Genomic DNA, 25,340 nt, shown 5'->3' with positions numbered 1-25,340 from the left:
CATGGCCGACGGGGAGTGGAGAATCGAGCTCGGCGAGCTCGACGAGAAAATGGGCGTGCGCATCCTGGAGCAGTCCGCCGAGCGTGTCGTCGCGACCATGCCGGTGGAGGGCAACCGCCAGTCGTTCGGCCTGCTGCACGGCGGCGCTTCCGTCGCTTTCGCCGAAGCGCTCGGCTCGTGGGCGGCCGTCATCCACGCGGGCCCGGGTCGCAGCGCGGTCGGCGTCGACATCAACGCGACGCACCACGCCTCGGCCCGCAGCGGCCTCGTGACGGGCGTGGCCACGGCCATCCGTCTCGGCCGAACGATCGCGTCGCACGAGATCGTGGTGACGGATGACGAGGGCCGCAGACTCTGCACCGCCCGCATCACCAACCTCATCATCGACGCCCCGGATCGCTAGGCGGGGCCGGCCACTCGTAGAAGCCGCGGCCCGATTTGCGGCCGAGATATCCGTTCGCCACCATCTCGCGCAACAGGACGGGCGGTTCGAAGCGCGGGCCGAGCCGGTCGTGCAGGTACTCGGCGATGCCGAGTCGCACATCCAGCCCCACCAGGTCGCCGAGCTTCAGCGGGCCCATCGGATGCCCGTACCCCAGCGTCATCGCCGCGTCGATGTCCTCCGGCGTCGCGACACCCTCCTCGACCATCCGGATCGCCTCCAGCCCCAGCAGCACCCCCAGCCGCGAGGATGCGAACCCGGGGGAGTCCCGCACCGTCACCGGCGCCTTGCCGAGCGCCACCACCCAGCCGAGCGCGCGCTCGGTCACCTCGGGCGAGGTCGCGTCTCCCGGCACCACTTCCACGAGCGCGGACGCCGGCACCGGGTTGAAGAAGTGCATCCCCAGAAACGAGCCCGGCCGCTCCAGCCCGGCCGCCAGGGAGCCGATGGCGATCGACGAGGTGTTCGTCGCCAGCACCCCGTGCTCGCCGAGGTACGCCTCCGCCCGGGCCAGAGCCTCCGTCTTCAGGATGCGGTCCTCCGGCACCGCCTCCACCACGAGCCCGCAGACCCCGAGGTCGGGCCAGTCGACCGTCACGACGAGGTCGCCCGCCGGGGCCGGGATGCCCCGGTCGACGCTCGCCGCCACCGAGCGCAGAACGCGCTGCCGGGCCGCCTCGGCCGCTTCGGAGTCGCGTTCGACGACGGTCACCGACGCTCCGGCCATCAGGAAGGCGTGCGCGATGCCGGCACCCATCCGTCCGCCGCCGATCACCCCCACGCGCTCGGGAACCCGCAGCTCGGCCGCGTCGCCCGTGCCCTCGGTGATGTCCGTCCCGCTCGCACTCATGGCCGGTTTCTCCTCGCCAGAAACTCGCCCATCCGCCGCATCTTCTCCGGCGACTCGAACAGCACCGCCTGCGCCTCCTGCTCGGCCCGGGGATGCTCGGCCCGCGGTGCGCGCAGCACCGCCTTCGTGTAGCGGGTCGCCAGCGGGTCGTTCGCCGCAATGCGGTCGGCCAGGGTGTTGGCGGCGGCGAGCAGGTCATCCGGCTCGTGCAGTTCCGTCACCAGGCGCACCGCCAGTGCCTCGGCGCCGCTGAGCACCCGCCCGGTCAGCACCATCTCGGCCGCCAGCGGCTCGCCCACCAGTTCGGGCAGCCGCCAGAGCGCTCCGGCCGCCGCGATGATGCCGAGGCCCGTTTCCGGGTTGCCGATCCTGAGTCGCGGTGTGCCGATGCGCAGGTCGGCCGCGTAGGCGAGCTCCGCCCCGCCGCCCAGCGCGTAGCCGTCGACAGCGGCGATCACCGGCATCGGCAGCGCCGCGATGCGCACGAAGAGTCCGACGTTGATGCCGAGTCGTGCATCCTCCGCCCGGCGCTCGCGCAGTTCGCCGATGTCGGCCCCCGAGGCGAACGTTCCGCCCGCGCCCGTGATGATCAGGATGCGCGGCTCGCGCTCGAGCAGCTCGCACACCTCGTGCAGTTCGTCGACTATCGCGCGGTCGATCGCGTTGCGGGTCTCCGGCCGGTCGAGCGTCACGACGATCCGGTCGGCGCCGTCTTCGACGCGCAGGGTCTGCATCACGCACGCTCCACGATCAGCGCCGAGCCCTGGCCGACCCCGACGCACATCGTCGCGAGCCCGTAGTGGGAGTCTTCGCGTTCCATCCGCCCGAGCAGGGTCACCAGCAGGCGCGAACCGCTCGACCCCAGCGCGTGGCCCAATGCGATCGCGCCGCCGTCGGCGTTCACCCGGCTCTCGTCGAGGCCCAGGCGACGAATGCACGCCAGCGCCTGGCTCGCGAACGCCTCGTTGAGCTCCACACTTCCGATGTCCGCCAGGTCGAGGCCGCTGCGATCGAGCGCCCGGTGCGTCGCGGGAACCGGGCCGAGGCCCATGATCTCCGGCGCGAGCCCGACACTCGCGCCCACCACCACGCGCGCCCGGGGAACGAGACCGTACCGTCGCATCGCCTCGCCGCTCGCCACCACGATGGCCGAGGCCCCGTCGTTGAGCGGGGACGAGTTGCCCGCGGTCACGACGGTGCCGCCCCGCACCACCGGTCGCAGTCCCGCCAACGCTTCGATGCTCGTGTCGCGACGGATGCCCTCGTCGAGCGTCACCGGCCCCCGGGCTGTGTCCACCGCGACGATCTCGTCGGCGAGACGCCCCGCATCCGTCGCCGCCGCCGCTCGCCGGTGACTCTCGAGCGCGAACGCGTCGGATGTCTCTCGGCTGATCCCGTCGAGCCGGGCGACCTCCTCCGCCGTCTCCGGCATCGAGAACGTCGCCTTGTCCCGTGCCTCGAGTCTCGGATTCGTGAACCGCCAGCCGATCGACGTGTCGAACTGCTGCCCCGGCTTCGCGTACGCCTTCTCGGGCTTGGCCTGCACCCAGGGCGCCCGCGTCATCGACTCCACGCCGCCGGCGACCACCACATCCGCGTCGCCCGCGCGCACGCTCTGCGCCGCGAGCGTGACCGCGGTCAGTCCCGAGGCGCACAGCCGGTTCACGGTCACACCGGGCACCGCATCCGGCAGCCCGGCGAGCAGAACGCTCATCCGTGCCACGTTGCGGTTGTCTTCGCCGGCCTGATTCGCCGCGCCGAGCATCACCTCGTCGATCGTCGCCGGGTCCACCCCGGCGCGACGCACGGCCTCGGCGACCACCAGGGCGGCCAGGTCGTCGGCGCGAACGCCCGCCAACGCACCGCCGTACCGCCCGACGGCGGTGCGCACCCCGCCCACCAGGTACGCCTCCGCCATGCCCGTCTCCCTCGACGCATCCCACAATTACCGAACGAACGTTCAGGAACTCATCCTCGCAGACGAGCCCCCTCCCCACAACCGCGCCGCGCGCCTGACCGCCGAGGGGCGCCTTGTTGCGAGCTCGCGCCCCTCCCTGCTCGCAAGAACTCGCCCCTCGCGGTCAGGCGCGGGATGCCGGGCGCGGCTACCGCGCGTCGTGGTCCTCGAAGATGAGGGAGGTCTTCGTGTCTCGCACCGAGGGGATGCCGGGAAGGGTCTCGAGCACCAGCCGCCGCAGGTCTTCGTTGTCGCGGGCGCGCACCAGCAGGATCACGTCGAAGTCCCCGCCGACGAGCGCGAAATGTTCCACTTCCGGGATGGCCGCGAGCCGGTCGCGCAGCTCGTGCCAGCTCGCCTGCTCCACGCGCATCGTCACGTAGGCCGACGACCCCCGGCCCGACAGGCGCGGATTCACTTTCGCCGTGAATCCCGTGATCACCCCGTCGTCGAGCAGGCGCGACAGGCGGGTGTATGCGTTGGCCCGGGAGACGTGCGCTGCCTCAGCCACCGCCGTGATCGAGGCCCGCCCGTCGGCGCGCAGGGCCTCGACGATCCGGGAGTCGATCTCGTCCATCATGGTGGACAGTTTGTCTCCCGCGGCCGCCTTCTGGCAAGCGTTCGTCTCGAAACCGCGCGGTCACTAGCATCACCGGTCCAGCGAAGTCATCCTGAGAGTGAGCGACGTCTTTCAAAGGAGAACGGATGCACGCCCAAGACATGCTGCCGCGCGACACCCCGGTGCGGCTCATCGATCAGACCGGCCTGTCCCACGAGGACGACCACTACGCACTGCCGTCCCCGGAGCGCCTGCGCGATGGCTACCGCCAGCTGGTGCGCGGCCGCAGGCTCAACGATCAGGCCAATGCGCTGGTGCGCCAGGGCAAGCTCGCGGTCTACCCGTCGTCGCACGGGCAGGAGGCCGCCGAGGTGGCCGCCGCGATGGCGCTCGCCGAGGGTGACTGGCTGTTCCCCACCTACCGCGATACGGTCTCCGTGATCACCCGCGGCGTCGATCCGTTCGAAGCGTTCGTGCTGCTGCGCGGCGACTGGCATTCCGGCTACGACCCGCGGGAGCACAACGTCGCGCCCCAGTCGACGCCTCTCGCCACCCAGTTGCTGCACGCGGTCGGGTTCGCCCACGCCGCGCGGCTGCGCGGTGAAGACACCGTGGTGCTCGCGATGTGCGGCGACGGCGCCACCAGCGAGGGCGACTTCCACGAGGCGCTCAACTTCGCCGCCGTGTTCGCTCTGCCTGTCGTCTTCTTCGTGCAGAACAACGGCTACGCGATCTCCGTTCCGCTCAGCCGGCAGACCGTCGCACCGTCGATCGCGCACAAGGGCATCGGGTACGGGATGCCCGGCCGCCGCGTCGACGGCAACGACCTCGCCGCTCTGCTCGCTGTGCTCGACGAGGCGGTGGGCAGCGCCCGCGACGGCGGCGGCCCGACCCTCGTCGAGGCGGTGACCTACCGCATCCAGTCGCACACCAACGCCGACGACGCCTCCCGGTATCGCACCGACGCCGAGGTCGCCCCGTGGCTGCAACGCGACCCGCTCGCGCGCGTGCGAACCTGGCTGCGGAGCGAGGGGATGCTCGCCGACGCCGACGAGACCTCGCTGCAGTCGGAGGCGGAACAGCTCGCCGCCGAGCTCCGTACGGCCATCAACGACGAGGCCGTTCCGCATCCCGAGGACCTCTTCCGGTTCGTCTACGCGACACCCACCCCCCAACTCGACGAGCAGTCGAGGATGCTCGCTGCCGAACTCGCCGCCGACCAGGCCGCGACCGAGCCGGAGGTGGCCCGATGACACTCACCCACGACGCGCCCACGGCGCCCAGCACGCCCGCCGCCGACCCCGCCGCGCCCGCCACCTCCACTGCCGCGGCGAGCGCGCCCGGCACTGCGGCCGGCACCGCGGCCGGCACCGCGACCGCGATGACCATGGCCCAAGCGCTGAACCGCGCCCTCGCCGACTCGCTCGAGGCCGAACCCTCCGTCGTCGTGTTCGGCGAAGACGTCGGTGTGCTCGGTGGGGTGTTCCGCATCACCGACGGACTCACGAAGAGGTTCGGCGAGCAGCGTTGTTTCGACACCCCGCTGGCCGAGGCCGGCATCGTCGGAACCGCGGTCGGCATGGCGATGAACGGGATGCGGCCGGTCGTCGAGATGCAGTTCGACGCCTTCGCGTTCCCGGCTTTCGAGCAGATCGTCGATCACGTGGCCAAGATGGGCAACCGCACCCGCGGTGGGGTGCGTCTGCCGCTGGTCATCCGCATCCCTTACGCCGGTGGCATCGGCGGGGTCGAGCATCACTCGGACTCGTCGGAGTCGTACTACGTGCACACCCCCGGCCTCACCGTCGTCTCTCCGGCCACCCCGCAAGACGCGTACGGCCTGTTGCGGGCGGCCATCGCCTTTCCTGACCCCGTCGTTTTTCTGGAGCCGAAGAAGCTCTACTGGGCGAAGGGCGAGGTCGACGTCACCGCCCCGCTGCCCGAGATCGGCCGCGCCCGCATAGCCCGACAGGGCACGGATGCGACGCTCATCGCCTACGGACCCTCCGTTCCCGTCGCCATCGCCGCCGCCGAGGCAGCCCAGGCCGAAGGCCGCAGCCTGCAGGTGATCGATCTGCGCAGTCTCGTGCCGTTCGACGACGAGACCGTGTGCGCGGCCGTGCGCTCGACCGGGCGGGCCGTCGTCGTCGCCGAATCACCCGGATTCGCGAGCCTGGCGTCAGAGATCGCCGCGCGAGTGTCGGAGCGGTGCTTCCACCACCTCCTCGCGCCCGTTCGCCGGGTCACCGGATTCGACACCCCGTTCGCGCCGCCCAAGCTCGAACGCTTCTACCTGCCCGGGGTGGATCGCATCCTCGACGCCGTCGACGACCTCCAGTGGGAGGAATCATGACTGCCCTGGTATTCGAGCTGCCCGACCTCGGCGAGGGTCTGACCGAGGCCGAACTCGTGCGCTGGCTCGTGGCGGTCGGCGACGAAGTGCGGGTGGACCAGCCGATCGCCGAGGTGGAGACCGCCAAGTCGGTGGTCGAGGTGCCGTCGCCGTTCGCCGGCGTCGTCGACAGGCTGCACGGCGAGGAGGGCGAGGCGCTCGCGGTCGGTGCGCCACTGATCGAGGTGCGCGCGGCGGACGAACAGGCACCGGATGCGGCGGAACCCGCGAACGGCGGCTCCGGCAGCGTGCTCGTCGGCTACGGAACCACCGAAACGGAGCTCTCGGGGCGTCGTCGTCGCGCCCGGGCCGCCGCCGCAACGCCGACGGTGACTCCACCGATGACGCCGACGCCGACACCCACGCCGACGCAGCCGGTCTCCCGGGTGATCCCCGTGATCTCGCCCGTCGTCCGCACCCTCGCCCGAACCCACGGCGTCGACCTGTCGACGATCACCCCGTCCGGGCAGGGCGGAACCGTCACCCGGCACGACGTCGAGGCCGCGTTCGCCACGCCCGCCACCCCGACCGTCGCCGCGGGGATCGTCGATCAGCGCACCGGGCTGACCCTCTCCGCGAACGCGCCTTTCAGCCTGTTCCGCCGCACGGTCGCGGCGAACATGACCCGCAGCCGCTCCGAGATCCCCGAGGCCACCGTCTGGGTCGACGTCGACGCGACCGATCTGTGGGATGCGCGCCGCCGCATCCGGCTCGGCGACCGCCATCCTTCCCTCCTGGCCTTCGTCGCCCGGTTCACCCTCGCCGCGCTCACCCGCTATCCCGCACTCGCCGGCCGGGTCGGTGACGACGGCGCATCCCTCGACCTGTTCGACGGGGTCAACCTCGGGTTCGCGGTCGACTCACCGCGCGGGCTCGTCGTTCCGGTGGTGCGTCGCGCCGACCGCATGAGCATCCGCGAACTCGACGCAGAGCTCGAACGTCTCACCCGCCTTGCCCGCGAAGGAGCACTCTCGCCTTCGGAGCTCACCGGCTCGACCTTCACCATCAACAACTACGGCAGCCTCGGGGTCGACGGCAGTGCTGCGATCATCAACCATCCCGAGGTCGCCATCCTCGGTGTCGGCCGGATGATCGAGAGGCCCTGGGTGGTCGACGGCGCGGTCGTTCCCCGGCGGATAGCCCAGCTGTCGCTCGTGTTCGACCACCGGGTCACCGACGGGGGAGTGGCGGCCGGGATGCTGCGCCAGGTCGCCGACGCCATCGAATCGCCGCTCGCGCTGCTCGCCGACGCCCCGCCGGCATGAGCGTACAGTGACGCGCATGACCGACAAGAAGCCCGCAGACGACGACCACGACCTGAGCGAAGAGAAGCTGGTCGCGCCCGAAGAGAACATCCCCTGGCTCCCGCAGCCCGAGCCGACCGACGGTGACGCCCCGGCACCCTGAGCGCGCTCGCCCGTTCGGTACCGCATAGGCTTGATCGGTGAGCGCACCATCGATCCCGGCCAAGAGAGTCCTTCTGCCCCTGTGGCTGGCGATCGTGTTCGCCATCGTCTGCGGCGCCGGTGTCGCCGTGCAATCCCGCATCAACGGTGAGCTCGGGCGACGGCTCGACGACGGATTCACGGCCGCGGTCATCTCGTTCGGCTCCGGGCTGATCATCCTCTCGATCGCCCTCGCGGTCGCGCCCGCGGGGCGCCGTGGGCTCGGCCGGGTTCGGAATGCCCTGCGCGCGCGGGAGCTTCGCTGGTGGTACGTCTGTGGCGGCGCGGCCGGTGCTTTCCTCGTGCTGTCGCAGGGACTCGTCGCTGCCGTGCTCGGTGTCGCGCTGTTCACCGTCGCGACCGTCGCGGGCCAGACGGTCAGCGGGCTCGTGCTCGACCGCATCGGCCTCGGCCCCGGAGGGCGCCGGCCGCTCACCCCCGCCCGCGTCACGGGAGCCGTGCTCGCGCTCATCGCCGTCGTCTGGGCCGTCTCCGCACAGCTCGGCGGCAGCGTTCCGGTCTGGATGCTGTTCCTCCCGCTCATCGCCGGCCTCGGCCTCGGCTGGCAGCAGGCGGTCAACGGTCAGGTGCGCGTCACCGCCGACAGCGCGCTCACCGCGACCTTCATCAACTTCGTCGTCGGAACGGCCGTGCTGCTCGTGCTGATGATCGTGCACACGGCCATCGTCGGCTGGCCGCAACCGCTTCCGGCCGAGCCGTGGCTCTACCTCGGCGGCGCCATCGGCTGCGTGTTCATCGCCGGCGCGGCGCTGCTCGTGCGGATCACCGGCGTGCTCGTGCTCGGGCTCGCGACGGTCGCCGGGCAGCTCGTCGCGGCGCTGCTTCTCGACGCGCTCGTGCCCGGTGCGCATCCGATCGCCTGGTCGACCGTCGCGGGCACGGCGCTGGCGCTGGTCGCGGTCGCCGTCGCGAGCATCCGCTGGGGCCGCAGGGCCGTCGCCGACGCCTAGCTCCGTTCGGAGCGGCGGCCTCGGCTAGTCCAGCGTCGTGAGATAGCGCTCCGGGTCGATGGTCTTGCGGTGGCCCTCCTTCGACCCTTCGGGGATGCCGCCGACGTACAGCCAGCCCAGCAGCCGCTCGTTCTTCGCCAGGCCGTGCATCTTGTGCACGGCCTTCGAGCGCGTGTGACGTCCGGTGCGCCAGATGACGCCCCAGCCCTCCTCGTGCAGCAGCAGGCTCAGGACGTGCGCGACGCCGGAGGCCACCGCATCCTGCTCCCAGCCGGGAACCTTCTCGCTTTTCGTGCGCACCGCGACGATCGCCAACAGCAGCGACGACCGCAGCGGTTTCGCCGCGAGCTTGTCGGCCCCGTGCCCGGACGCCCTCGCGTCAGTCACGAAAGCGTGACCCAGACGCACGCGCGCCGCGCCCCGCAGCTCGATGACTCGCCACGGATGCAGCGAGCTGTGATCGGCCACCCGGCCGGCCGCCGCGATGAGCGGCAGCAGCTGCTCGTGGGTCGGCGCCGCCTCGGTCACGCGCGAGTACGACCGGCGCGCTGCGACGGCCTCGGCGATGCGCCCCACGCTATTCGCCGGCGGTGAAGTTGAGCGCGATGGAGTTCATGCAGTAGCGGTCGCCCGTCGGCGTGCCGAAGCCGTCGTCGAAGACGTGGCCGAGGTGCGAGTCGCAGGTCGCGCAGCGCACCTCCGTGCGAACAACGCCCAGGCTGTCGTCCTCGAGCAGCTTCACTGCCTCCGGGCGCACCGACTCGTAGAAGCTGGGCCAGCCGCACCCCGAGTCGAACTTCGTTCCCGACTTGAACAGTTCGGCGCCGCACGCCGCACAGGTGTAGAGGCCGGCGCGGCTCTCGTCGAGGAGCTCACCCGTCCAGGGACGCTCGGTCGCGGCCTCGCGCAGAACAGCGAACTGCTCCGGGCTCAGTTCGTCGCGCCACTCGTCGTTGCTCTTGATGACGGTGTCGTTCATGGCGGGGATCCTTTCGTCAGACACAACCCTAAACGGCGAGGAGTGCGAGCCTGTTCCCTGTTTCACGGCGGATTTTCGTGGGCGACGGGCCGAGGGCTTGGGGCAACACACAGAATCCCGCAAATAGGATGAACCGCGAATGCGGGCCCGACGGGCTCGCCGGCCTTCCGGGAGGGGAGAGATGGAGAACGCGCCAGGCGATCGTGCTCCCGTCTCCCGGCCCGACGCGCTCGGCGAGCGGGATGCGGCGATCCTGGCGTTCGAGCGACAGTGGTGGCGTCACGCCGGCGCCAAGGAGCAGGCCATTCGCGAGGAGTTCGGTCTCTCGGCCGCGCGGTACTATCAGCTGCTCGGTGCGCTGATCGATTCGCCCGCCGCATTGCACCACGACCCCATGCTCGTCAAACGGCTGCAGCGCCTTCGCGACGCGCGGATGGCGGCCAGGAGCACCCGGACGCTTGCGTCCGACGACTGAGGATTCGACGAAAACGATGGCTGAGAAGTACCCCAAGGACCGGTTCGACACGATCCCCGACGATCTGCGGCGGGTCGGCGCCCACCGCACCCCGCGGCCCAAGGGCCGCGGCTGGATCGGCTTCGGCTGGGCGGCTCTCGCCACGGTCGTGCTCATCGGCGCCGGCGTCTTCGGACTCTCCCTGGTGAACGGGAGCATCTCCTTCACCGGCTCGACACCGTCGAAGAGTGCCGCCGCCACGCCCACTCCCACGCCCACCATCGTTCCCACCGTCGACCCGAATCTCAGCGTCTTCGTGCTGAACGGCACGACGACCGGCGGGCTCGCGAACCAGATCGCCGACAAGCTCGTCGCGGCGGGCTGGAAGGTCGACTCGCGCGCCAACGCCAGCGACACCGACCTGCAGAAGACGATCGTGTACTACTCCGACCCCAAGAACCAGGCGGCGGCGCTCGGTCTCGCGCAGTCGCTGCCCGGCGCCACCATCGCCGAGACGCAGGACTACGTCGCCACCGGCGCCGCGCTCACGGTGGTCATCGGCGCCGACCTCGCCGGCTGATCCATCGGCCTCCGCGCCGCATCCGAGAGCGCCGGATGTTACGCCCGTGTTTAACTTCCGACGAATTCGCGTCATTTGGCGCGTAAATGCCGAAATCACTGGTGATTACTTGCATTGAAAGCATTAGTATCTGGATTCAACGCGCTGGTGATGGACCGGAGCGAGGAAACACAGCAATGGGAGTAATGCATGGCGAACGGAACCGTGAAGTGGTTCAACGCTGAAAAGGGCTACGGATTCATCACCGTCGATGAAGGGGGACAGGACGTTTTCGTTCACTACTCTGCCATCGACATGAGCGGCTACAAGGTCCTCGAGGAGGGCCAGCAGGTCGTGTTCGAAGTCGGCACCGGCCAGAAGGGGCCGCAGGCCGAGTCGGTTCGTCCGGCGTAGCGCGCAGCAACCAACCAACAGAGAGCGCCGTCCCCTCAGGGGGCGGCGCTTCCTCTGTTAACAGGGGATGTTCGCGGCAGGCGTCCGGCTCGTCTTGCACTCGGCTGCCACGAGTGCCAGAATCGCTTTAGCACTCCAGCTGTTCGAGTGCTAACCATTCGCATCTTTCGCAGACGTCCGGGAGGGACGAGAAACAACCATGGCAAAGATCATTGCTTTCAACGAGGACGCGCGCCGCGGCCTCGAGCGTGGCCTGAACATCCTGGCCGACACCGTGAAGGTGACGCTTGGCCCGCGCGGCCGCAACGTCGTTCTCGAGAAGAAGTGGGGCGCCCCCACGATCACCAACGACGGCGTGTCCATCGCCAAGGAGATCGAGCTCGACGACCCGTACGAGAAGATCGGTGCCGAGCTCGTCAAAGAGGTCGCCAAGAAGACCGACGACGTCGCGGGTGACGGAACCACCACCGCGACCGTGCTCGCTCAGGCCCTCGTCAAGGAAGGCCTCCGCAACGTCGCCGCCGGCGCAGACCCCATCACGCTGAAGCGCGGCATCGAGAAGGCCGTCAAGGCCGTCACCGAAGAGCTCATCGCCGCCGCCAAGGAGGTCGAGACCAAGGAGGAGATCGCTGCCACCGCATCCATCTCCGCCGGCGACAGCACCATCGGCGAGATCATCGCCGAGGCGATCGACAAGGTCGGCAAGGAGGGCGTCGTCACCGTCGAGGAGTCGAACACCTTCGGCACCGAGCTCGAGCTGACCGAGGGCATGCGCTTCGACAAGGGCTACCTGTCGCAGTACTTCGTGACCGACCCCGAGCGCCAGGAAGCGGTCTTCGAAGACCCCTACGTGCTCATCGTCAACCAGAAAGTCTCGACGATCAAAGACCTGCTGCCGATCGTCGACAAGGTCATCCAGGCCAACAAGCAGCTGCTCATCATCGCTGAGGACGTCGACGGCGAGGCCTTGGCCACGCTGATCGTCAACAAGATCCGCGGCATCTTCAAGTCCGTCGCCGTCAAGGCTCCGGGCTTCGGCGACCGCCGCAAGGCTCAGCTGCAGGACATCGCCATCCTCACCGGTGGCCAGGTCATCTCCGAAGAGGTCGGCCTCAAGCTCGAGAACGTCACGCTCGACCTTCTCGGTACCGCTCGCAAGGTCGTCATCACCAAGGATGAGACCACCATCGTCGAGGGCGGCGGAGACCCCGAGCAGATCGCCGGCCGCGTGGCCCAGATCCGCAACGAGATCGAGAACACCGACAGCGACTACGACCGTGAGAAGCTGCAGGAGCGCCTGGCGAAGCTCGCCGGTGGCGTCGCCGTCATCAAGGCCGGCGCCGCGACCGAGGTCGAGCTCAAGGAGCGCAAGCACCGCATCGAAGACGCCGTTCGCAACGCGAAGGCCGCCGTCGAAGAGGGCATCGTCGCCGGTGGTGGCGTCGCCCTCATCCAGGCCGGCAAGCTCGCCTTCGAGAAGCTCGAGCTGGTCGGAGACGAGGCGACCGGCGCGAACATCGTCAAGGTCGCCATCGAGGCTCCGCTCAAGCAGATCGCCATCAACGCGGGCCTCGAGGCCGGCGTCGTGGTCGAGAAGGTCCGCAACCTCCCGGTGGGTCACGGCCTGAACGCCGCCACCGGCGAGTACGTCGACATGCTCGCCGCGGGCATCAACGACCCGGTGAAGGTCACCCGCTCCGCGCTGCAGAACGCAGCGTCGATCGCCGGCCTGTTCCTCACCACCGAGGCCGTCGTCGCCGACAAGCCGGAGAAGAACCCGGCCCCGGTCGGCGACCCGACCGGCGGCATGGACTTCTAAGCCTCTCGGCTCAAGCAAGCCCAGCACCACCAAGAGGGCGTCTCCCACCCGGGAGGCGCCCTTTTTCGCGTGCCCGTCGGCACATCGTGACTCTGAACATGAGTAAAATATGTCAGTTGTGGGAATCTGATCTATCACGCTATGGTCGAATTGTTATGAAGTCCGTTTTGAAGAGGCACTCTATGTCGAATATCAAGGTCAGTTACGGCGAGATCGAGACGGCTGCGTCGCAGTTGGGGGCGGGTCGTGAGGAGATCACGACGAAGTTGCAGAGTTTGCAGAACCAGATTCAGAATCTGGTGACGTCGGGGTTCGTCACTGATCAGGCGTCGGGGAAGTTCAATGACGCGTATACGAAGTACACGACCAGCGCGGACACGTTGATCGCGCAGCTCAATGAGATCCAGCAGTTCCTGATTGGTACCGCGAACGCGATGCGTGACCTCGACTTGCAGATCGCATCCAAGATCAGCTGATCGCCGGGAGGTTGTCGCCGAGCGGCGCGGTGCGGCCGGTTCCTGAGGGGGACGACCGGCATCCAAGGAGCGATGAGGGCAAGACGCCACTGCTGGTGGAGTTCGCGCGATTGTGGAGCCGAGGATTGGCTGGCCCAGACAAGCTTTGGCAGCTCTTCGACCTCAGTGAGCTGTACCTGCAGCCCCCCGGCTACTTCGGTGCACCGGTGTTCACTGTGAATCGGCGACTGGTGACTCCAATCTTCTCCAGTCAGGCGAATCTCGCCCGATTCATGGTGGACACCGGGCAGGTCGACGCGACCGACGCAAGTGACGGGTATGACTGGGTTCGCCTCACGGGACGGAAGCTGTTCGGCCTCCCCGTCCGCGCCAGGTATGCCGCCATCGATCCGAGCACCGAACACGGCGCGCTCGTCGACCTCCGTGCTCGTCAGTCGCACCCGCCGCTTGCGCACGGCGCCCCACCCGTCGCGATCAACCTCGAACTGCTGCCGGACGGCAGCATCGGGTGCGAACCCCCGGAGTCGGGTTTCGCACCCTGGGAGAACTAGATGAGTACATTCGAGTGCTCGCCAGAACAACTGCGAAATGCCGCCACAAACGCGTCCACGATAGGAAGTGCGATCACCACCCGCCCTGTTCATGCTCTCGCAGGCGGGGACATCGGACGCGCCGAGGTCGCTGCCGCGCTCGAGAGCTTTCGTTCGGCATGGTCCGGTGAGTTGCGTTTCCGCGGTGACGCCGCACAGCAAGCGGCCCGGCTGCTGAGCGGTGCGGCCACCGACACGCAGCGCGTGGACGCGCTCTTGGCCGACGCCATAACTGGTCTCGGAGTCGGTCGATGATCACGGGAAGTTCATCGGTCGCGTCGGTGCTGCCGGGGAATCCGTCCACGATTTCGAATGTGCTGGAGACGGTCGGCTCCGGAATCGGACCAGCGCGTGCGGTGGCCAACGCCCGGCAAACCATGTCGCTGCCTGCTTGGCGCGGACGAGCAGCATCCCGGTGGGAACCGTTCGTGCCTCGCGAGACCGCCCGAACCGGAAAAGCGCCGGTCGCGTTCAACCGCGCTGCGATCGCGATGCTGCGCTACCAGAACGCGTTCGCCTCCGCTCGCGCTGAGATCGAGGCAGCGATCCACGACGCGGCGGCAGCCGATCGCGCCACCGCAACCGCGGTGCAGACGCATGCTGATTCGATCCGTGTGGCGCAGGCCGCGCAAGCGGGCTCACCGGAATCGGTCCTGCCCGCGTTCACCGACCCCGGTGCGACGCGCCTTGCGGAAGCCCAGAGCCGCGCACAAACCGCGCTGACCCGGTTCACGCAGATCGGCGATGAGGTCGCCGCCGAACTTCGCGGCGCAGCCGGTGAGACGTCGGGCGAGAGATCCGGTATCGAATGGTGGGACCAAATCGCCCAGTTCCCGGGTCGATTCGTCGAGGGCGTGATCCGCCAAGGCGTGGACACGCTCGTCGGGGTTTGGGACATGCTCCCGATCACGTATGTGTTCGACGACTGGTTCGGGGAAGGCAAACCCTGGTGGGAAGCCTACTTCGTCGACCTCTGGGGCGACATCATCGGCGCGGTCGTCGAAGACCCGTGGGGCGCCGTCGAATCTATGTGGGGTGACTTCATCGCCGCAGACCACTGGGACGGATACGCAGGCGAAGGCACAGGCCGGGTCGCAGCCAACATCCTGATGCTCCTTCTCGGAGGCGCGGGCGCAGCGAGGCTCCTTAAGGGGCTCAAACGCTCGAAGGGTCCTGGAGCAGCGGACGCTGTTACTGGTCTCCGAGCGACGGAAGCCTTAGAGAATATTCCAGGCGTTTCCGTTGCGGACGGCAGGGTCCTGGTCGGGGGCATCCCCAAAATGTCAACCGACGAATGGGCGAGCACTTAAGCATCGAGCGTCCACAATGGAACGGCCCCCGAGTCGATGCTCGGGAATTACGTTGGGCAACTGGAGCGAGATCGCGAAGAAGTACGAATTGGACGATCAGCAAATGTTTGACCTCTTCAACAGGCCCTTTCTGGATGAGGCGGTCGCGCGAGGACAAACGATCCACTTCACCCATGACCCCGAATCTTGGGGTGGAGCTCCTTGGAAAGAACTCGAATATCTCGAGTCAGAGGGCTATATGTACGACCCCGAGACCATGACGGCGATTCTTTGGAGAGACAAGTAGATGTCAGGTCGACTCAATATCCGCGAAGTTGTCGCATTGATCAACAACTATTTCGGCCCCCGCGTTCGGGTGCGAGGTGTCACGCTCGCTTCAGGGGTTGTCGACATCATCTTGTATGATTCGTTTTGCTTTCGAATTACGGTGGATTCACAAACGGGTGGATTCGGCATGATTCTTCAACTACCCGCAGGGGCTGCCACCGCCAGGCTTCTCGGGCGTGAATTTTCGCTGAATAACAATCGAGAAACTATCGAAGAATCGTTGGCTCTCGCGGAGGAATACTGTCGGTTGCGCCTCACCGACAAGTTTCTACTCATTTATGACAACCTTGCCTGACGACGCTCCCGGACGGAGCTTTGCAACAAGTCATCAAGATGATGGCTTTCTGACCGCTCTTCCCGTCGTCGACCCCAGCGAACGTCCGCGGATCAATGTTCACTACGAGTGACGCAGTACCCGACATAGCTCGGCGGGAAGTACAGGACCGACGGCATTGACCGCCATAGAATCAGCCACTGCGAGGTACTGTGCGGGATCTTCGAGCGTGGAGCGACACAGTCGATGCGCTATTCAGTGCTGCTGAACCGGCCCGCAGCACCGCACCAGCCAACTTTCTCCAAGATGCTTTGAGTCGGCGAACGAGCGCGAGCTGAACTGCCCACCGAATGGATTCCTGCGTCTTATGATCCACGGCTTCGCTGGAAGGTCGGACTCTGGGTCGGATGCGATGTGGGTCAACTTCTTCACGCGGCCCCCTCGTCGCGTGCTCGACGATCCGATGGCTTTCAAAACGGTCGAACTCGGGTCGGGAACTCTCATTAGCACTCCGAGCGTCGCTGGCTCCCTCGACGTGAGGACTGCTGAACACTCATTCCCGCTTTCGCGCGGGTGTCCCAACACGCCGTCTTGCGCCTCCGTCAGACGGCGTGTTGGGACCCCTCGGTGAGACGCGAGCGGTGCCTAGGATGGGCGGGTGAGCAGCGCCGACGCCCCCGAGCACCTTGTGCTGCTGCTGCACGGGCGCGGGGGAGCGGCCGGCGACCTCGCCTGGCTGCGGAACGCGATTCCCCGGCACTGGCGGTCCCTCTGCCTGCAAGCTCCGCTGCCCCTGGGCGACGGATTCGAATGGTTCCGTGTGCCGCCCGATGCCGCCGCTGGCCCGCTGTCAGCGAATGTCGCGCCTGCTGCCGACCGGCTGATGCGATGGCTCGACGACTCCGCGCCCACCGCGCGCGTCGGCCTCGTCGGCTACTCGCAGGGAGGTGCGGTCGCGCTCCACGTGCTTCGCCGGCATCCGCACCGCTTCGAGTTCGTGGCTGCCTTCGCCGGGTTCACGACGATCGACGCCGAGCCGACGGATGCCGGACTCGCCGCCCGACCACGGCCGGTGTTCTGGGCGCGGGGCACGGCCGACGATGTCATCCCGCCCGGCGACATCGACCGGATGCACGAGTTCCTTCCGGACCACTCGCTCCTCGAAGAACGGATCTACCCCGGAGCCGGGCACGAGATCACCCCGCGGATGGCCGCCGACCTGACCGCCTTCATCGAGCGCAACACGCCCGCCTGAGCCCACATCCGCACCTCGCCCACGTCGCCCACCTCGCCCACGATCGAGGGGTCCCGACACGCCGTCTGGTGCGTCGCTCAGACGGCGTGTTGGGACCCCTCGATGGGTTGCGCTGTCGCCAGACGGCGTGTTGGGACCCCTCGATGGGGGCGAGACGCGAGGGCGCCAGGCGGGCGAGCGCGAGGCGTCAGTCGGGGAGGGTGGGGAGCGCAGGGAGCGCGGCACCGGTCGTGGCCTCGGCCAGCGGCAGCGTGATGCGGAACGTCGCGCCACCGCCGTCCGTCTCGACGACCTCGACCGTGCCGTTGTGCGCGGAGACGATCGACGACACGATCGCCAGGCCCAGTCCGCTGCCGCCCGTCTCGCGAGCGCGGGAGGTGTCGGCGCGCCAGAAGCGCTGGAAGATCTTGTCGCGGATCTGCGGCGGAATGCCTTCGCCGTGATCGCGCACCTCGAGCACCGCGCGCTCCGTCTGGTGGTTGACCTGCACCATGATCTCGATCGGGCTCTCGGTCGCGGTGAAGCGAAGCGCGTTGCCCATGAGGTTGGTGACGACCTGGCGGATCTTGTTCTCTTCCGCCATGACGATCGCGGGATCGGCGATGGGCGTCGCGGGAAGCATCACCTTCTCGTCGGTGAGCACCGGCATGGCCGCGGTTCCCCGGCGAGGGCGGCGACTGCGCAGGCGGGCGAACGTCGCACCGGCGAACGCGATCGGTCCGGTCGAGTTCGACGCCCGTCCCGGCTGGTCGGCGATCGTCATCGGCACCGTGTCCAGTCCCGGCTCTTCGGGCGCGACGCGGGGCTTCAGGATGGGGTCGGGCACGAGCACGGTCACGACCCGTCCCGGCGAACCCGCCATCGCATCCATCGCCGCGTCTCGGGCGATCGGCACGAGGTCGACCGGTCGCAGGTCGAGCGGTTTCGTCTCGTCGAGGCGCGCGAGTTCGAGGAGGTCTTCGACCAGGCCGCCCATGCGGATGGCCTCCTTCTCGATGCGGTCCATGGCCTGGGCGACGTCGTCCGGGGTCTGCAGCGCGCCCATCCGGTACAGCTCGGCGTAGCCGCGCACCGACACCAGCGGGGTGCGCAGTTCGTGGCTCGCGTCGCCGACGAAGCGGCGCATCTGCTCGATCGTCTTCGCTCTGTCTTTGAACGCGCGGTCGATCCTGTTGAGCATCGTGTTCAGGGAGCGGTTGAGGCGGCCGACCTCGGTGTTGGGCGTCGCTCCGCCCAAGCGCTGGCTGAAGTCGCCGTCGGCGATCGCCGCCGCGGTCTCCTCGACGCCGCGCAACGGCGCGAAAGTGGTGGTCACCAGCATCCGGGTGAGTCCAGCGCCCACGATCACGACGATGACGCCGAAGCCCAGGAAGATCGCGAGAAAGCTCGCCATCACCGTGTCGATCTGGCCCTTCGACGTCGCCACGATCGCGGTGCCGAGGGAGCCCTGCGGATTCGTGAGAGTGACCGTCTGCGCCAGCGCTCGGTACTGCGTGCGCTTGTCGACGCTGTAGAGGTCGTAAGCGGTCTGGCTCTGCGCTTTGCCGTCGACCAGGCTCAGGCTCTTCGGCACATCCGGGCGCCGCGAAGCCGGCATGTTGTCCCAGTTCGACCGGATGAGGTCACCCGACGAGTCGTAGAGCGCCGCGAAGTACGGCGACGTGCTGCCGTCCGACGCGATCTTGTCTTGGTCGGATGCCGACAGACCCAGGTAGGAGTTCAGGTTGTTCGGCTGGGATGCGGCGACCAGCTGCGCGTCGAGCTGGCTCAGCAGCACCGGCTTCAGCATGGTCATCGTGCCGATACCGGTTACGAGCAGGCCGAGCGTCAGCATCAGCACGGTCACCCCGGTGATCTTGGTGCGCAGGGAGATCGCGTTCCATCGATCGAGTAAGCGTGAGTGCATCAGGCCGCCAGTTTACGAAGGGAAGCTGGGCCGAGGATGTGACTCAGACCTTGGCGGCTTTGAGCATGTACCCGAAGCCGCGCTTGGTCTGGATGAGCGGCTCGCTCGAGTGCGCGTCCACCTTGCGACGCAGGTAGGAGATGTACGACTCCACGATTCCGGCGTCGCCGTTGAAGTCGTATTCCCACACGTGGTCGAGGATCTGAGCCTTGCTGAGCACGCGGTTCGGGTTCAGCATCAGGTAGCGCAGCAGCTTGAACTCGGTGGGGGAGAGCTCGATGGCCGTGTCGCCCACGAAGACCTCGTGGGTGTCCTGGTCCATCGTCAGCTCGCCCGCGCGGATGACCGCGTCTTCGTCGGCCTGCATCGTGCGGCGCAGGATGGCCTTGATGCGGGCGACGATCTCGTCGAGGCTGAACGGCTTGGTCACGTAGTCGTCGCCGCCGACCGTCAGGCCGGTGATCTTGTCTTCGGTGTCGTCTTTCGCCGTGAGGAACAGGATCGGCGCCGTGTAGCCCGCGCCGCGCAGACGCTTGGTCACGCCGAAGCCGTTCATGTCGGGGAGCATGACGTCGAGGATGATCAGGTCGGGCTCCTCTTCGAGGACCGCGGAGATGGCCTGGGCACCGTTGCCGACCGCGCGCACGGCGAACCCGGCGAAGCGAAGGCTGGTGGTGAGAAGGTCGCGGATGTTGGGCTCGTCGTCGACGATGAGAATGCGAGGTCCGGCGTTCATGGAAACATTATCTGCGCGTCAGCTGAGTCCTGTCTGTGAGTGAACGGTGTGCAGTTGGTGTGAGTCGGTGGCGGCGCCCGTGCGAAACGTGGATGCTGAGAGTGCGCACGTGAGCCGCGCATCCGCTGAGCCAGGAGGACCCCATGCCCAAGCCAACTGTCGTCATCGCCGGGGCGGGGCTGGCCGGTGCGACCACCGCCGAGCAGCTGCGCGAGCGAGGGTTCGGCGGGCGCATCCTCCTGCTCGGCGCTGAGGCGAACGCTCCGTACATCCGGCCGCCGCTGTCGAAGGAGTATCTGACAGGTCAGGCCGAGCGCTCGGCCGCTTTCGTGCATCCCGAGGGCTGGTATCGCGACAACGACGTCGAGTTCCTGCCGGAGAGCGTCGCCGGTTCGTTCGACGGTGCCGCGCACGAGCTGTTCCTAGCCGGCGGCGCCCGCATCACCTTCGACAATCTCGTGCTCGCCACCGGCGCCAGCGCCCGCAAGCTCACCGTGCCGGGCGCTGGGCACGGCGCCGTCTTCACCCTGCGCACCATCGAAGACAGCGACTGGCTGCGGGCCGCCCTCGCCGTCGGCGGCCGCCGCGTCGCGGTGATCGGCTCCGGCTGGATCGGGCTCGAGGTCGCTGCCGCCGCCCGCGGGTACGGCAACGACGTCACCGTGCTCGGCAGCTCGGCCGTTCCGCTCTCGAAAGCGATCGGCGCGGAGCTCGGGTCCGTGTTCGAGAAGCTGCACCGCGACAACGGCGTGGAGTTCTTCAACCGGGCCTCCGTCGTGGCGATCGACGGCGACGACGACGGGCCGCGCGTCGTCGTGACCCGCGACGGCGACCGCATCCCCGCCGACATCGTCGTCGTGGGAGTCGGAGCGACGCCCAACACCGCGGTCGGCGAGAGGAGCGGGCTGAGCGTCGAGAACGGCATCCTCGTCGACGCCGCCATGCGAACCGCTGTCGAAGACGTGCTCGCCGTCGGCGACGTCACCAACCCCTACCTCCCCGCCATCGAGCGGCACCTGCGCAACGAGCACTGGGCGAACGCCATCGCCGGCGGCACGGTCGCCGCCCGCGCGATCGTCGGAGAACACGCAAGCTACGACGAGATCCCTTACTTCTACTCCGACCAATACGATCTGGGGATGGAGTATTCGGGCTACGCGCCACTCGCCGCCGACGCCGAGGTCGTCTACCGAGGCGACGTGGATGCGCGCGAATTCGTCGCGTTCTGGCTGCGCGGCGACCGCGTCGTCGCGGGGATGAACGTGAACGTCTGGGACGTGAACGACCAGGTGCAGCGTCTCATCCGCTCCGGCGCGCCGGTCGACCGCGCGCGGCTGGCCGACCCGGGCGTCGACCTCGGCGACCTCGTCACCGGTTGAGCACCCGGATGCGACTGCCCTACCTCCCGCCCCTGCGCATCCCCGTGCGCACCATCGGCACGCGTACGTTCGACTTCTCACGCCGGGTCGCCGTCATGGCCGTCATCAACCGCACGCCCGATTCGTTCTACGACCGCGGCCGCACCTTCGCGCTCGACCGCGCCGTCGCAGCCGCGTACGAGGCCGTCGCGCTCGGTGCCGACTGGGTCGACATCGGCGGCGCGCCCTTCGCGCCCGGTGAGCCCATCCCGGTCGAAGAAGAGGCAAGCAGGGTGGTTCCCGTGATCGCCGAGCTGCGCAGCGGCAGTGACGTCGTCATCTCCGTGGACACGTTCCACTCCGCCGTCGCGCGGCTCGCCATCGACGCCGGCGCCACCGTCGTCAACGACACCACCGGGCTCAGCGACCCCGGGCTGCTGGAGGTGGTCGCCGACAGCCAGGCCACTCTGGTCATCACCCACAGCCTGGCCGCGCCCCGAACCCCGTACCCGCGGCCCCAGTACGACGACGTCGCCGCCGAGGTCGCGGCCTTCCTCTCTGAGCGCGTCGAGAGGGCCGTCGCCGCCGGCATCCCCGAAGAGCGCATCGTGATCGATCCCGGTCACGACCTCAACAAGAACACCCTGCACTCGCTCGAACTGACTCGCCGCCTCAGCGTCATCGCCGACCTCGGGCTGCCAACGCTCGCCGCCGTCTCGAACAAGGACTTCATCGGCGAGACGCTCGACGCCGACCGGGCCGACCGGCTCGAAGGCTCGATCGCCGCGGCCGTCGTCTCGATCGTCAACGGCGCCCGCATCATCCGGATGCACAACGTCGCCGCCTCCGTCGCCGCGACCAGGATGACCGAGGCCATCCTCGGCCTGCGCGAACCCGCCTACCTCCGCCACAACATGGGAGACCTGAATGACTGACGCCACCATCGCCCGCATCTTCCCCCTCCCCAGCGAAGAAGGGCTCGGTGATGACGGCATCGCCTCGCTCTACTCCGACGGCACGGAAGGCCTGCCCTGGGTCAGGGTGAACTTCGTCTCGAGCATCGACGGCGCGGCCACCCAGCAGGGACTCTCCGCCGGGCTCTCCGACGCCGCCGATCGTCGCGTCTTCGCCATCCTCCGGCGGCTCTGCGATGTCGTGCTCGTCGGCGCCGGAACCGTGCGCGCCGAGGGCTACAGCGCCATGCGCGTCGACGACGCCTCGGAACGCGCCCGCGTCGCGGCCGGCCTCACCCCGCATCCCGTGTTCGCCATCGTCTCGGCCAGCCTCGACCTCGACCCCGCCAGCCCCATCTTCCAGCAGGCGCCCGAACGCCCCATCGTCTTCACCACCTCGCTGTCGAGGCCCGACACCCGCGAAGCGCTGGCCGAGGTCGCGGATGTCGAAATCTGCGGGCGCGACAGGGTCGAAGCCGGCGCGATGGTCAAGATCCTCGCCGAGCGCGGGCTCGGCCGCATCCACTGTGAAGGCGGACCGCACCTCTTCGGCGACCTCATCGCATCCGGAGAACTCGACGAGCTCTGCCTGACCGTCTCCCCGCGCCTCGAAGCCGGCGTCGCCTCCCGCATCTCCACCGGCGCGTCGCCCATCGCTCCCGTCGGGATGCGCCTCGCCCACACCCTCGTCTCCGGCAGCACCCTGCTGCTGCGGTACGTGAAGGCCTGACCACGGTGACCGACAGCGGCGTGGCGGGCCGGGATGCGCTCGACCGGGATGCGATCGACATCGGTCTCGCGCGGCGGCTGGTCGATGCCCAGTTTCCTCAGTGGCGGAGCCTGGCGCTCACGCCCGTCGAACTCAGCGGCTGGGACAACCGCACCTTCCGGCTCGGCGATTCTCTGAGCGTGCGCCTGCCGACCGGGCCTTGGTATGCGCAGCAGGTCGAGAAGGAGCAGCGCTGGCTGCCCGCACTCGCGCCGCAGCTGCCGCTGCCCATCCCCGAACCCGTCGCCGCCGGCGAACCCGACGCGGAGTATCCGTATCCCTGGTCGGTCTATCGGTGGCTCGACGGGCGGCCCGCTGCAACCGCAGGCACCGGCGACCCCGTTCGGTTCGCGGTCGACGTCGCCGAGTTTCTGGTCGCTTTGCGGGCCGCTGACGCCCACGACGGGCCCGCCCCCGGCCAGCACAACTTCTTTCGCGGTGACCCACCAGCCGTCTACGCCGAGGAGACGTATCGCGCCATCGAGACGCTCGACGGCCGGATCGACGCCGCCCTCGCCCGTCGAATCTGGGCCCAGGCCGAAGAGTCCCGGTGGGCGGAGGCGCCCGTCTGGTTCCACGGCGACATCGCCACCGGCAACCTGCTCGTGCAGAACGACCGGCTCTCCGCCGTCATCGACTTCGGCACCTCAGGAGTCGGCGACCCCGCCTGCGACCTCGTGCTCGCCTGGACTCTCTTCGACGGCGAAGCGCGTGAGCGGTTCCGACACGAACTCGCGCTCGACGAAGACACCTGGGCTCGCGCTCGCGGCTGGGCGCTCTGGAAGGCCCTCATCACGGTCGCGGACAGCAGCTACCCCGTCAGCGGAGCCGCGGCCGGGGCACAACTCACGCTCGACCGGCTCTTCGCGGAAGCCGCGCACTGACAAGCGGCGTCAGGCCGCCGCGAGCGAGTGCGCGTCCAGAATCGTGTAGCTGTACCCCTGCTCGGCGAGAAAGCGTTGCCGGTTCTGCGCGAAATCCTGGTCGACCGTATCCCGCGAGACCAGGGTGTAGAAGTTCGCGGACAGGCCCGACTCTTTCGGACGCAGCAGCCGTCCCAGCCGCTGTGCCTCCTCCTGCCGGGAACCGTATGATCCGGAGACCTGGATGGCCACCGTCGCCTCAGGAAGGTCGACCGAGAAGTTCGCCACCTTGCTGACCACCAGCACCGGCGTTCTCCCCTCGCGGAACTCCTGGTAGAGGCGCTCGCGTTCGTCCACGGGCGTCGCACCGGTCAGCGACGGCGCTCCCAGGGTTTCGGCGAGTTCGTCGATCTGGTCGAGGTACTGGCCGATCACCAGGATGCGCTCGCCGTGGTGGCGGGCGACGAGCTGCCGCACCACATCCAGCTTGGCGGGCGCCGTCGCCGCGAGGCGGTAGCGTTCGTCGTCGGCCGCGGCCGCGTAGGTGAGCCTCTCCGACTGGGGCAGGTCGATGCGCACCTCGTAGCAGGACGCGGGCGAGATGAAGCCTTGAGCCTCGATCTCCTTCCAGGGTGCGTCGAAGCGTTTCGGGCCGATGAGGCTGAACACATCCCCTTCTCGGCCGTCCTCACGCACGAGCGTCGCCGTGAGCCCCAGGCGTCGTCGGGCCTGCAGTTCGGCGGTGAGCTTGAAAACCGGCGCCGGCAGCAGGTGCACCTCGTCGTACACGACCAGGCCCCAGTCCATCGCGTCGAGCAGGGCCAGGTGGGCGTATTCGCCTTTCCGCTTGGCCGTCAGAATCTGGTAGGTCGCGATGGTGATCGGCCGCACTTCTTTCACTTGGCCGGAGTATTCGCCGATCTCCTCCGCGGTGAGGGAGGTGCGCTTCAAGAGCTCGTCGCGCCACTGCCGGGCTGACACCGTGTTGGTCACGAGGATGAGCGTGGTGGTCTTGGCCGTGGCCATCGCGCCCGCCCCGACCAGCGTCTTTCCCGCGCCGCAGGGCAGCACGACGACGCCCGACCCGCCCTCGAAGAAGTTGTCGACGGCTTTGTGCTGGTAGTCGCGCAGCTTCCACGACGTCTCGTCCAGCTCGATGGGGTGAGGGGTTCCCGGCGTGTACCCGGCGAGGTCTTCTGCGGGCCAGCCGAGCTTCACCAGCTCCTGCTTGAGCTGGCCTCGCGCCCACGCCTGCACTTCGAACGTGCGCTCGTCGCGCCGGGCGAGCAGCAGCGGCGAGATGCGCTTGGCGCCGGCCACCTCGGTCAGCACGGCGAGATCCGTCGAGCGGAGCACGAGCGTGCCTTCGTCGTCACGCTCGATGACGAGCCGGCCGTAGCGGGCCACCGTCTCGGCCATGTCGACGGACACGGTCTGCGGAATCGGGAACTTGGAGTACCGCTCCAACGTCGCGAGCATGTCCTCCGACGTGTGACCGGCAGCGCGCGCGTTCCAGAGCCCGAGCCGGGTGATGCGATAGGTGTGGATGTGTTCCGGTGCTCGCTCGAGTTCGGCGAAGACGGCGAGGTCGTGACGTGCATCCTCTGCCGCCGGATGCGCGACCTCGAGGAGCACGGTGCGGTCGCTCTGAACGATCAGGGGGCCATCTGACATAACCGCTG

General features: G+C 68.4%; 29 protein-coding genes. 20 read left to right on the top strand and 9 right to left on the bottom strand.

Annotated features, from left to right (window positions below; all coding sequences use genetic code 11):
- Position 1 precedes the first annotated feature (1 nt).
- A complete protein-coding gene (locus ACFVWR_RS10895; protein ID WP_387211232.1) occupies positions 2 to 403 on the top strand; it encodes a PaaI family thioesterase in 402 nt (133 codons plus the stop codon).
- Here ACFVWR_RS10895 and ACFVWR_RS10890 read toward each other — a convergent pair.
- The 4 genes from ACFVWR_RS10890 to ACFVWR_RS10875 all read right to left on the bottom strand — a co-directional run bounded on the left by ACFVWR_RS10890 (position 381) and on the right by ACFVWR_RS10875 (position 3,826).
- Complete coding sequence (locus ACFVWR_RS10890) at positions 381 to 1,292, bottom strand: 3-hydroxyacyl-CoA dehydrogenase family protein (protein ID WP_387211229.1); 912 nt, start codon at positions 1,290 to 1,292, stop codon at positions 381 to 383. The two genes, ACFVWR_RS10895 and ACFVWR_RS10890, sit on opposite strands and share 23 nt — an antisense overlap.
- A complete protein-coding gene (locus ACFVWR_RS10885) occupies positions 1,289 to 2,026 on the bottom strand; it encodes an enoyl-CoA hydratase/isomerase family protein (RefSeq protein ID WP_387211277.1) in 738 nt (245 codons plus the stop codon). Before ACFVWR_RS10885 ends, ACFVWR_RS10890 begins: the two co-directional genes overlap by 4 nt.
- Positions 2,026 to 3,210, bottom strand: coding sequence for a thiolase family protein (locus ACFVWR_RS10880; protein ID WP_387211226.1), 1,185 nt, complete (start codon positions 3,208 to 3,210; stop codon positions 2,026 to 2,028). Before ACFVWR_RS10880 ends, ACFVWR_RS10885 begins: the two co-directional genes overlap by 1 nt.
- A 187-nt stretch (positions 3,211 to 3,397) precedes the next feature.
- Positions 3,398 to 3,826, bottom strand: a complete 429-nt coding sequence (locus ACFVWR_RS10875) for an Lrp/AsnC family transcriptional regulator (RefSeq protein ID WP_387211274.1) — start codon at positions 3,824 to 3,826, stop codon at positions 3,398 to 3,400.
- A gap of 128 nt (positions 3,827 to 3,954) precedes the next feature.
- Here ACFVWR_RS10875 and pdhA point away from each other — a divergent pair, with 128 nt between their 5' ends.
- The 5 genes from pdhA to ACFVWR_RS10850 are packed head-to-tail and all read left to right on the top strand — an operon-like array spanning position 3,955 to position 8,616.
- Positions 3,955 to 5,061 carry a pyruvate dehydrogenase (acetyl-transferring) E1 component subunit alpha gene (gene pdhA, locus ACFVWR_RS10870; protein ID WP_387211223.1) on the top strand — a complete coding sequence of 369 codons (1,107 nt, stop codon included), beginning with the start codon at positions 3,955 to 3,957 and terminating at the stop codon, positions 5,059 to 5,061.
- Positions 5,058 to 6,161, top strand: a complete 1,104-nt coding sequence (locus ACFVWR_RS10865; protein WP_387211220.1) for an alpha-ketoacid dehydrogenase subunit beta — start codon at positions 5,058 to 5,060, stop codon at positions 6,159 to 6,161. The genes pdhA and ACFVWR_RS10865 overlap by 4 nt, the downstream gene beginning before the upstream one ends.
- Positions 6,158 to 7,465, top strand: coding sequence for a dihydrolipoamide acetyltransferase family protein (locus ACFVWR_RS10860; RefSeq protein WP_387211217.1), 1,308 nt, complete (start codon positions 6,158 to 6,160; stop codon positions 7,463 to 7,465). Before ACFVWR_RS10865 ends, ACFVWR_RS10860 begins: the two co-directional genes overlap by 4 nt.
- A 16-nt stretch (positions 7,466 to 7,481) precedes the next feature.
- Positions 7,482 to 7,607, top strand: coding sequence for a hypothetical protein (locus ACFVWR_RS10855; protein ID WP_387211214.1), 126 nt, complete (start codon positions 7,482 to 7,484; stop codon positions 7,605 to 7,607).
- A 37-nt stretch (positions 7,608 to 7,644) separates the two neighbouring features.
- The gene (locus ACFVWR_RS10850) at positions 7,645 to 8,616 is read left to right on the top strand and encodes a DMT family transporter (protein ID WP_387211211.1); all 972 of its coding nucleotides are present in this window, start codon (positions 7,645 to 7,647) and stop codon (positions 8,614 to 8,616) included.
- A 24-nt stretch (positions 8,617 to 8,640) separates the two neighbouring features.
- Here the strand turns inward: ACFVWR_RS10850 and ACFVWR_RS10845 are convergent, their stop codons facing one another.
- Together ACFVWR_RS10845 and msrB are read right to left on the bottom strand one after the other, a co-directional pair.
- A complete protein-coding gene (locus ACFVWR_RS10845) occupies positions 8,641 to 9,192 on the bottom strand; it encodes a nitroreductase family protein (protein ID WP_387211208.1) in 552 nt (183 codons plus the stop codon).
- Between the two features lies 1 nt (position 9,193).
- Positions 9,194 to 9,595, bottom strand: a complete 402-nt coding sequence (gene msrB, locus ACFVWR_RS10840) for a peptide-methionine (R)-S-oxide reductase MsrB (RefSeq protein ID WP_387211205.1) — start codon at positions 9,593 to 9,595, stop codon at positions 9,194 to 9,196.
- Between the two features lie 181 nt (positions 9,596 to 9,776).
- Here msrB and ACFVWR_RS10835 point away from each other — a divergent pair, with 181 nt between their 5' ends.
- From ACFVWR_RS10835 to ACFVWR_RS10790, 10 genes are all read left to right on the top strand, one after another.
- Positions 9,777 to 10,070, top strand: coding sequence for a DUF3263 domain-containing protein (locus ACFVWR_RS10835; protein ID WP_387211202.1), 294 nt, complete (start codon positions 9,777 to 9,779; stop codon positions 10,068 to 10,070).
- Positions 10,071 to 10,086: 16 nt separating this feature from the next.
- Positions 10,087 to 10,629, top strand: a complete 543-nt coding sequence (locus ACFVWR_RS10830; protein WP_387211199.1) for a LytR C-terminal domain-containing protein — start codon at positions 10,087 to 10,089, stop codon at positions 10,627 to 10,629.
- Positions 10,630 to 10,818: 189 nt separating this feature from the next.
- Entirely contained in the window at positions 10,819 to 11,022 is a 204-nt protein-coding gene (locus ACFVWR_RS10825; RefSeq protein ID WP_387211196.1) for a cold-shock protein, read from the top strand.
- A 199-nt stretch (positions 11,023 to 11,221) separates the two neighbouring features.
- Positions 11,222 to 12,841 (top strand): chaperonin GroEL, encoded by a 1,620-nt coding sequence (gene groL / locus ACFVWR_RS10820; RefSeq protein ID WP_387211193.1) that lies wholly within the window; start codon positions 11,222 to 11,224, stop codon positions 12,839 to 12,841.
- Between the two features lie 182 nt (positions 12,842 to 13,023).
- The gene (locus ACFVWR_RS10815) at positions 13,024 to 13,317 is read left to right on the top strand and encodes a WXG100 family type VII secretion target (RefSeq protein WP_387211190.1); all 294 of its coding nucleotides are present in this window, start codon (positions 13,024 to 13,026) and stop codon (positions 13,315 to 13,317) included.
- 95 nt (positions 13,318 to 13,412) lie between these two features.
- On the top strand, positions 13,413 to 13,868 hold the full coding sequence (locus ACFVWR_RS10810) for a hypothetical protein (protein WP_387211188.1): 456 nt from the start codon (positions 13,413 to 13,415) through the stop codon (positions 13,866 to 13,868).
- Positions 13,869 to 14,158: 290 nt separating this feature from the next.
- Positions 14,159 to 15,217 carry a putative T7SS-secreted protein gene (locus ACFVWR_RS10805; protein ID WP_387211185.1) on the top strand — a complete coding sequence of 353 codons (1,059 nt, stop codon included), beginning with the start codon at positions 14,159 to 14,161 and terminating at the stop codon, positions 15,215 to 15,217.
- Between the two features lie 103 nt (positions 15,218 to 15,320).
- On the top strand, positions 15,321 to 15,503 hold the full coding sequence (locus ACFVWR_RS10800; RefSeq protein WP_387211182.1) for a hypothetical protein: 183 nt from the start codon (positions 15,321 to 15,323) through the stop codon (positions 15,501 to 15,503).
- Positions 15,504 to 15,839 (top strand): hypothetical protein, encoded by a 336-nt coding sequence (locus ACFVWR_RS10795; RefSeq protein WP_387211179.1) that lies wholly within the window; start codon positions 15,504 to 15,506, stop codon positions 15,837 to 15,839.
- Positions 15,840 to 16,476: 637 nt separating this feature from the next.
- Entirely contained in the window at positions 16,477 to 17,073 is a 597-nt protein-coding gene (locus ACFVWR_RS10790; RefSeq protein WP_387211176.1) for an alpha/beta hydrolase, read from the top strand.
- Positions 17,074 to 17,260: 187 nt separating this feature from the next.
- Here ACFVWR_RS10790 and ACFVWR_RS10785 read toward each other — a convergent pair whose 3' ends face one another.
- A complete protein-coding gene (locus ACFVWR_RS10785; protein WP_387211173.1) occupies positions 17,261 to 18,979 on the bottom strand; it encodes a sensor histidine kinase in 1,719 nt (572 codons plus the stop codon).
- A gap of 43 nt (positions 18,980 to 19,022) precedes the next feature.
- Entirely contained in the window at positions 19,023 to 19,715 is a 693-nt protein-coding gene (locus tag ACFVWR_RS10780) for a response regulator transcription factor (protein ID WP_055895214.1), read from the bottom strand.
- A 143-nt stretch (positions 19,716 to 19,858) separates the two neighbouring features.
- On the opposite strand from ACFVWR_RS10780, the gene ACFVWR_RS10775 reads away from it, so the two are divergent.
- Genes ACFVWR_RS10775 through ACFVWR_RS10760 form a run of 4 tightly spaced genes read left to right on the top strand, consistent with a single transcriptional unit; the run spans position 19,859 to position 23,679 of the window.
- Positions 19,859 to 21,094 carry an NAD(P)/FAD-dependent oxidoreductase gene (locus ACFVWR_RS10775; RefSeq protein ID WP_387211170.1) on the top strand — a complete coding sequence of 412 codons (1,236 nt, stop codon included), beginning with the start codon at positions 19,859 to 19,861 and terminating at the stop codon, positions 21,092 to 21,094.
- A gap of 8 nt (positions 21,095 to 21,102) precedes the next feature.
- Positions 21,103 to 22,008 carry a dihydropteroate synthase gene (gene folP, locus ACFVWR_RS10770; protein WP_387211167.1) on the top strand — a complete coding sequence of 302 codons (906 nt, stop codon included), beginning with the start codon at positions 21,103 to 21,105 and terminating at the stop codon, positions 22,006 to 22,008.
- Positions 22,001 to 22,756: a pyrimidine reductase family protein gene (locus tag ACFVWR_RS10765; RefSeq protein ID WP_387211164.1), complete on the top strand. Its 756-nt coding sequence runs from the start codon at positions 22,001 to 22,003 to the stop codon at positions 22,754 to 22,756. The genes folP and ACFVWR_RS10765 overlap by 8 nt, the downstream gene beginning before the upstream one ends.
- Before the next feature lie 5 nt (positions 22,757 to 22,761).
- Positions 22,762 to 23,679 (top strand): aminoglycoside phosphotransferase family protein, encoded by a 918-nt coding sequence (locus ACFVWR_RS10760; protein WP_387211161.1) that lies wholly within the window; start codon positions 22,762 to 22,764, stop codon positions 23,677 to 23,679.
- Positions 23,680 to 23,688: 9 nt separating this feature from the next.
- On the opposite strand, the gene ACFVWR_RS10755 is transcribed toward ACFVWR_RS10760, so the two are convergent.
- The gene (locus ACFVWR_RS10755) at positions 23,689 to 25,332 is read right to left on the bottom strand and encodes a DNA repair helicase XPB (RefSeq protein WP_387211158.1); all 1,644 of its coding nucleotides are present in this window, start codon (positions 25,330 to 25,332) and stop codon (positions 23,689 to 23,691) included.
- Between the last annotated feature and the right edge of the window lie 8 nt (positions 25,333 to 25,340).

This window comes from Leifsonia sp. NPDC058292 (assembly GCF_042880955.1).
Lineage (GTDB): Bacteria > Actinomycetota > Actinomycetes > Actinomycetales > Microbacteriaceae > Leifsonia.
The sequence above is the reverse complement of the archived record's forward strand: the minus strand, read 5'-3'. Positions and strand labels throughout refer to the sequence as shown.

Excerpts from the sequence above, each read along its gene's own strand:
- ACFVWR_RS10895 (WP_387211232.1), top strand. The coding sequence starts at position 2 with ATGGCCGACGGGGAGTGGAGAATCGAGCTCGGCGAGCTCGACGAGAAA.
- ACFVWR_RS10890 (WP_387211229.1), bottom strand. The coding sequence starts at position 1,292 with ATGAGTGCGAGCGGGACGGACATCACCGAGGGCACGGGCGACGCGGCC.
- ACFVWR_RS10885 (WP_387211277.1), bottom strand. The coding sequence starts at position 2,026 with ATGCAGACCCTGCGCGTCGAAGACGGCGCCGACCGGATCGTCGTGACG.
- ACFVWR_RS10880 (WP_387211226.1), bottom strand. The coding sequence starts at position 3,210 with ATGGCGGAGGCGTACCTGGTGGGCGGGGTGCGCACCGCCGTCGGGCGG.
- ACFVWR_RS10875 (WP_387211274.1), bottom strand. The coding sequence starts at position 3,826 with ATGGACGAGATCGACTCCCGGATCGTCGAGGCCCTGCGCGCCGACGGG.
- pdhA (WP_387211223.1), top strand. The coding sequence starts at position 3,955 with ATGCACGCCCAAGACATGCTGCCGCGCGACACCCCGGTGCGGCTCATC.
- ACFVWR_RS10865 (WP_387211220.1), top strand. The coding sequence starts at position 5,058 with ATGACACTCACCCACGACGCGCCCACGGCGCCCAGCACGCCCGCCGCC.
- ACFVWR_RS10860 (WP_387211217.1), top strand. The coding sequence starts at position 6,158 with ATGACTGCCCTGGTATTCGAGCTGCCCGACCTCGGCGAGGGTCTGACC.
- ACFVWR_RS10855 (WP_387211214.1), top strand. The coding sequence starts at position 7,482 with ATGACCGACAAGAAGCCCGCAGACGACGACCACGACCTGAGCGAAGAG.
- msrB (WP_387211205.1), bottom strand. The coding sequence starts at position 9,595 with ATGAACGACACCGTCATCAAGAGCAACGACGAGTGGCGCGACGAACTG.
- ACFVWR_RS10835 (WP_387211202.1), top strand. The coding sequence starts at position 9,777 with ATGGAGAACGCGCCAGGCGATCGTGCTCCCGTCTCCCGGCCCGACGCG.
- ACFVWR_RS10830 (WP_387211199.1), top strand. The coding sequence starts at position 10,087 with ATGGCTGAGAAGTACCCCAAGGACCGGTTCGACACGATCCCCGACGAT.
- ACFVWR_RS10825 (WP_387211196.1), top strand. The coding sequence starts at position 10,819 with ATGGCGAACGGAACCGTGAAGTGGTTCAACGCTGAAAAGGGCTACGGA.
- groL (WP_387211193.1), top strand. The coding sequence starts at position 11,222 with ATGGCAAAGATCATTGCTTTCAACGAGGACGCGCGCCGCGGCCTCGAG.
- ACFVWR_RS10815 (WP_387211190.1), top strand. The coding sequence starts at position 13,024 with ATGTCGAATATCAAGGTCAGTTACGGCGAGATCGAGACGGCTGCGTCG.
- ACFVWR_RS10805 (WP_387211185.1), top strand. The coding sequence starts at position 14,159 with ATGATCACGGGAAGTTCATCGGTCGCGTCGGTGCTGCCGGGGAATCCG.
- ACFVWR_RS10800 (WP_387211182.1), top strand. The coding sequence starts at position 15,321 with ATGTTTGACCTCTTCAACAGGCCCTTTCTGGATGAGGCGGTCGCGCGA.
- ACFVWR_RS10795 (WP_387211179.1), top strand. The coding sequence starts at position 15,504 with ATGTCAGGTCGACTCAATATCCGCGAAGTTGTCGCATTGATCAACAAC.
- ACFVWR_RS10785 (WP_387211173.1), bottom strand. The coding sequence starts at position 18,979 with ATGCACTCACGCTTACTCGATCGATGGAACGCGATCTCCCTGCGCACC.
- ACFVWR_RS10780 (WP_055895214.1), bottom strand. The coding sequence starts at position 19,715 with ATGAACGCCGGACCTCGCATTCTCATCGTCGACGACGAGCCCAACATC.
- ACFVWR_RS10775 (WP_387211170.1), top strand. The coding sequence starts at position 19,859 with ATGCCCAAGCCAACTGTCGTCATCGCCGGGGCGGGGCTGGCCGGTGCG.
- folP (WP_387211167.1), top strand. The coding sequence starts at position 21,103 with ATGCGACTGCCCTACCTCCCGCCCCTGCGCATCCCCGTGCGCACCATC.
- ACFVWR_RS10765 (WP_387211164.1), top strand. The coding sequence starts at position 22,001 with ATGACTGACGCCACCATCGCCCGCATCTTCCCCCTCCCCAGCGAAGAA.
- ACFVWR_RS10755 (WP_387211158.1), bottom strand. The coding sequence starts at position 25,332 with ATGTCAGATGGCCCCCTGATCGTTCAGAGCGACCGCACCGTGCTCCTC.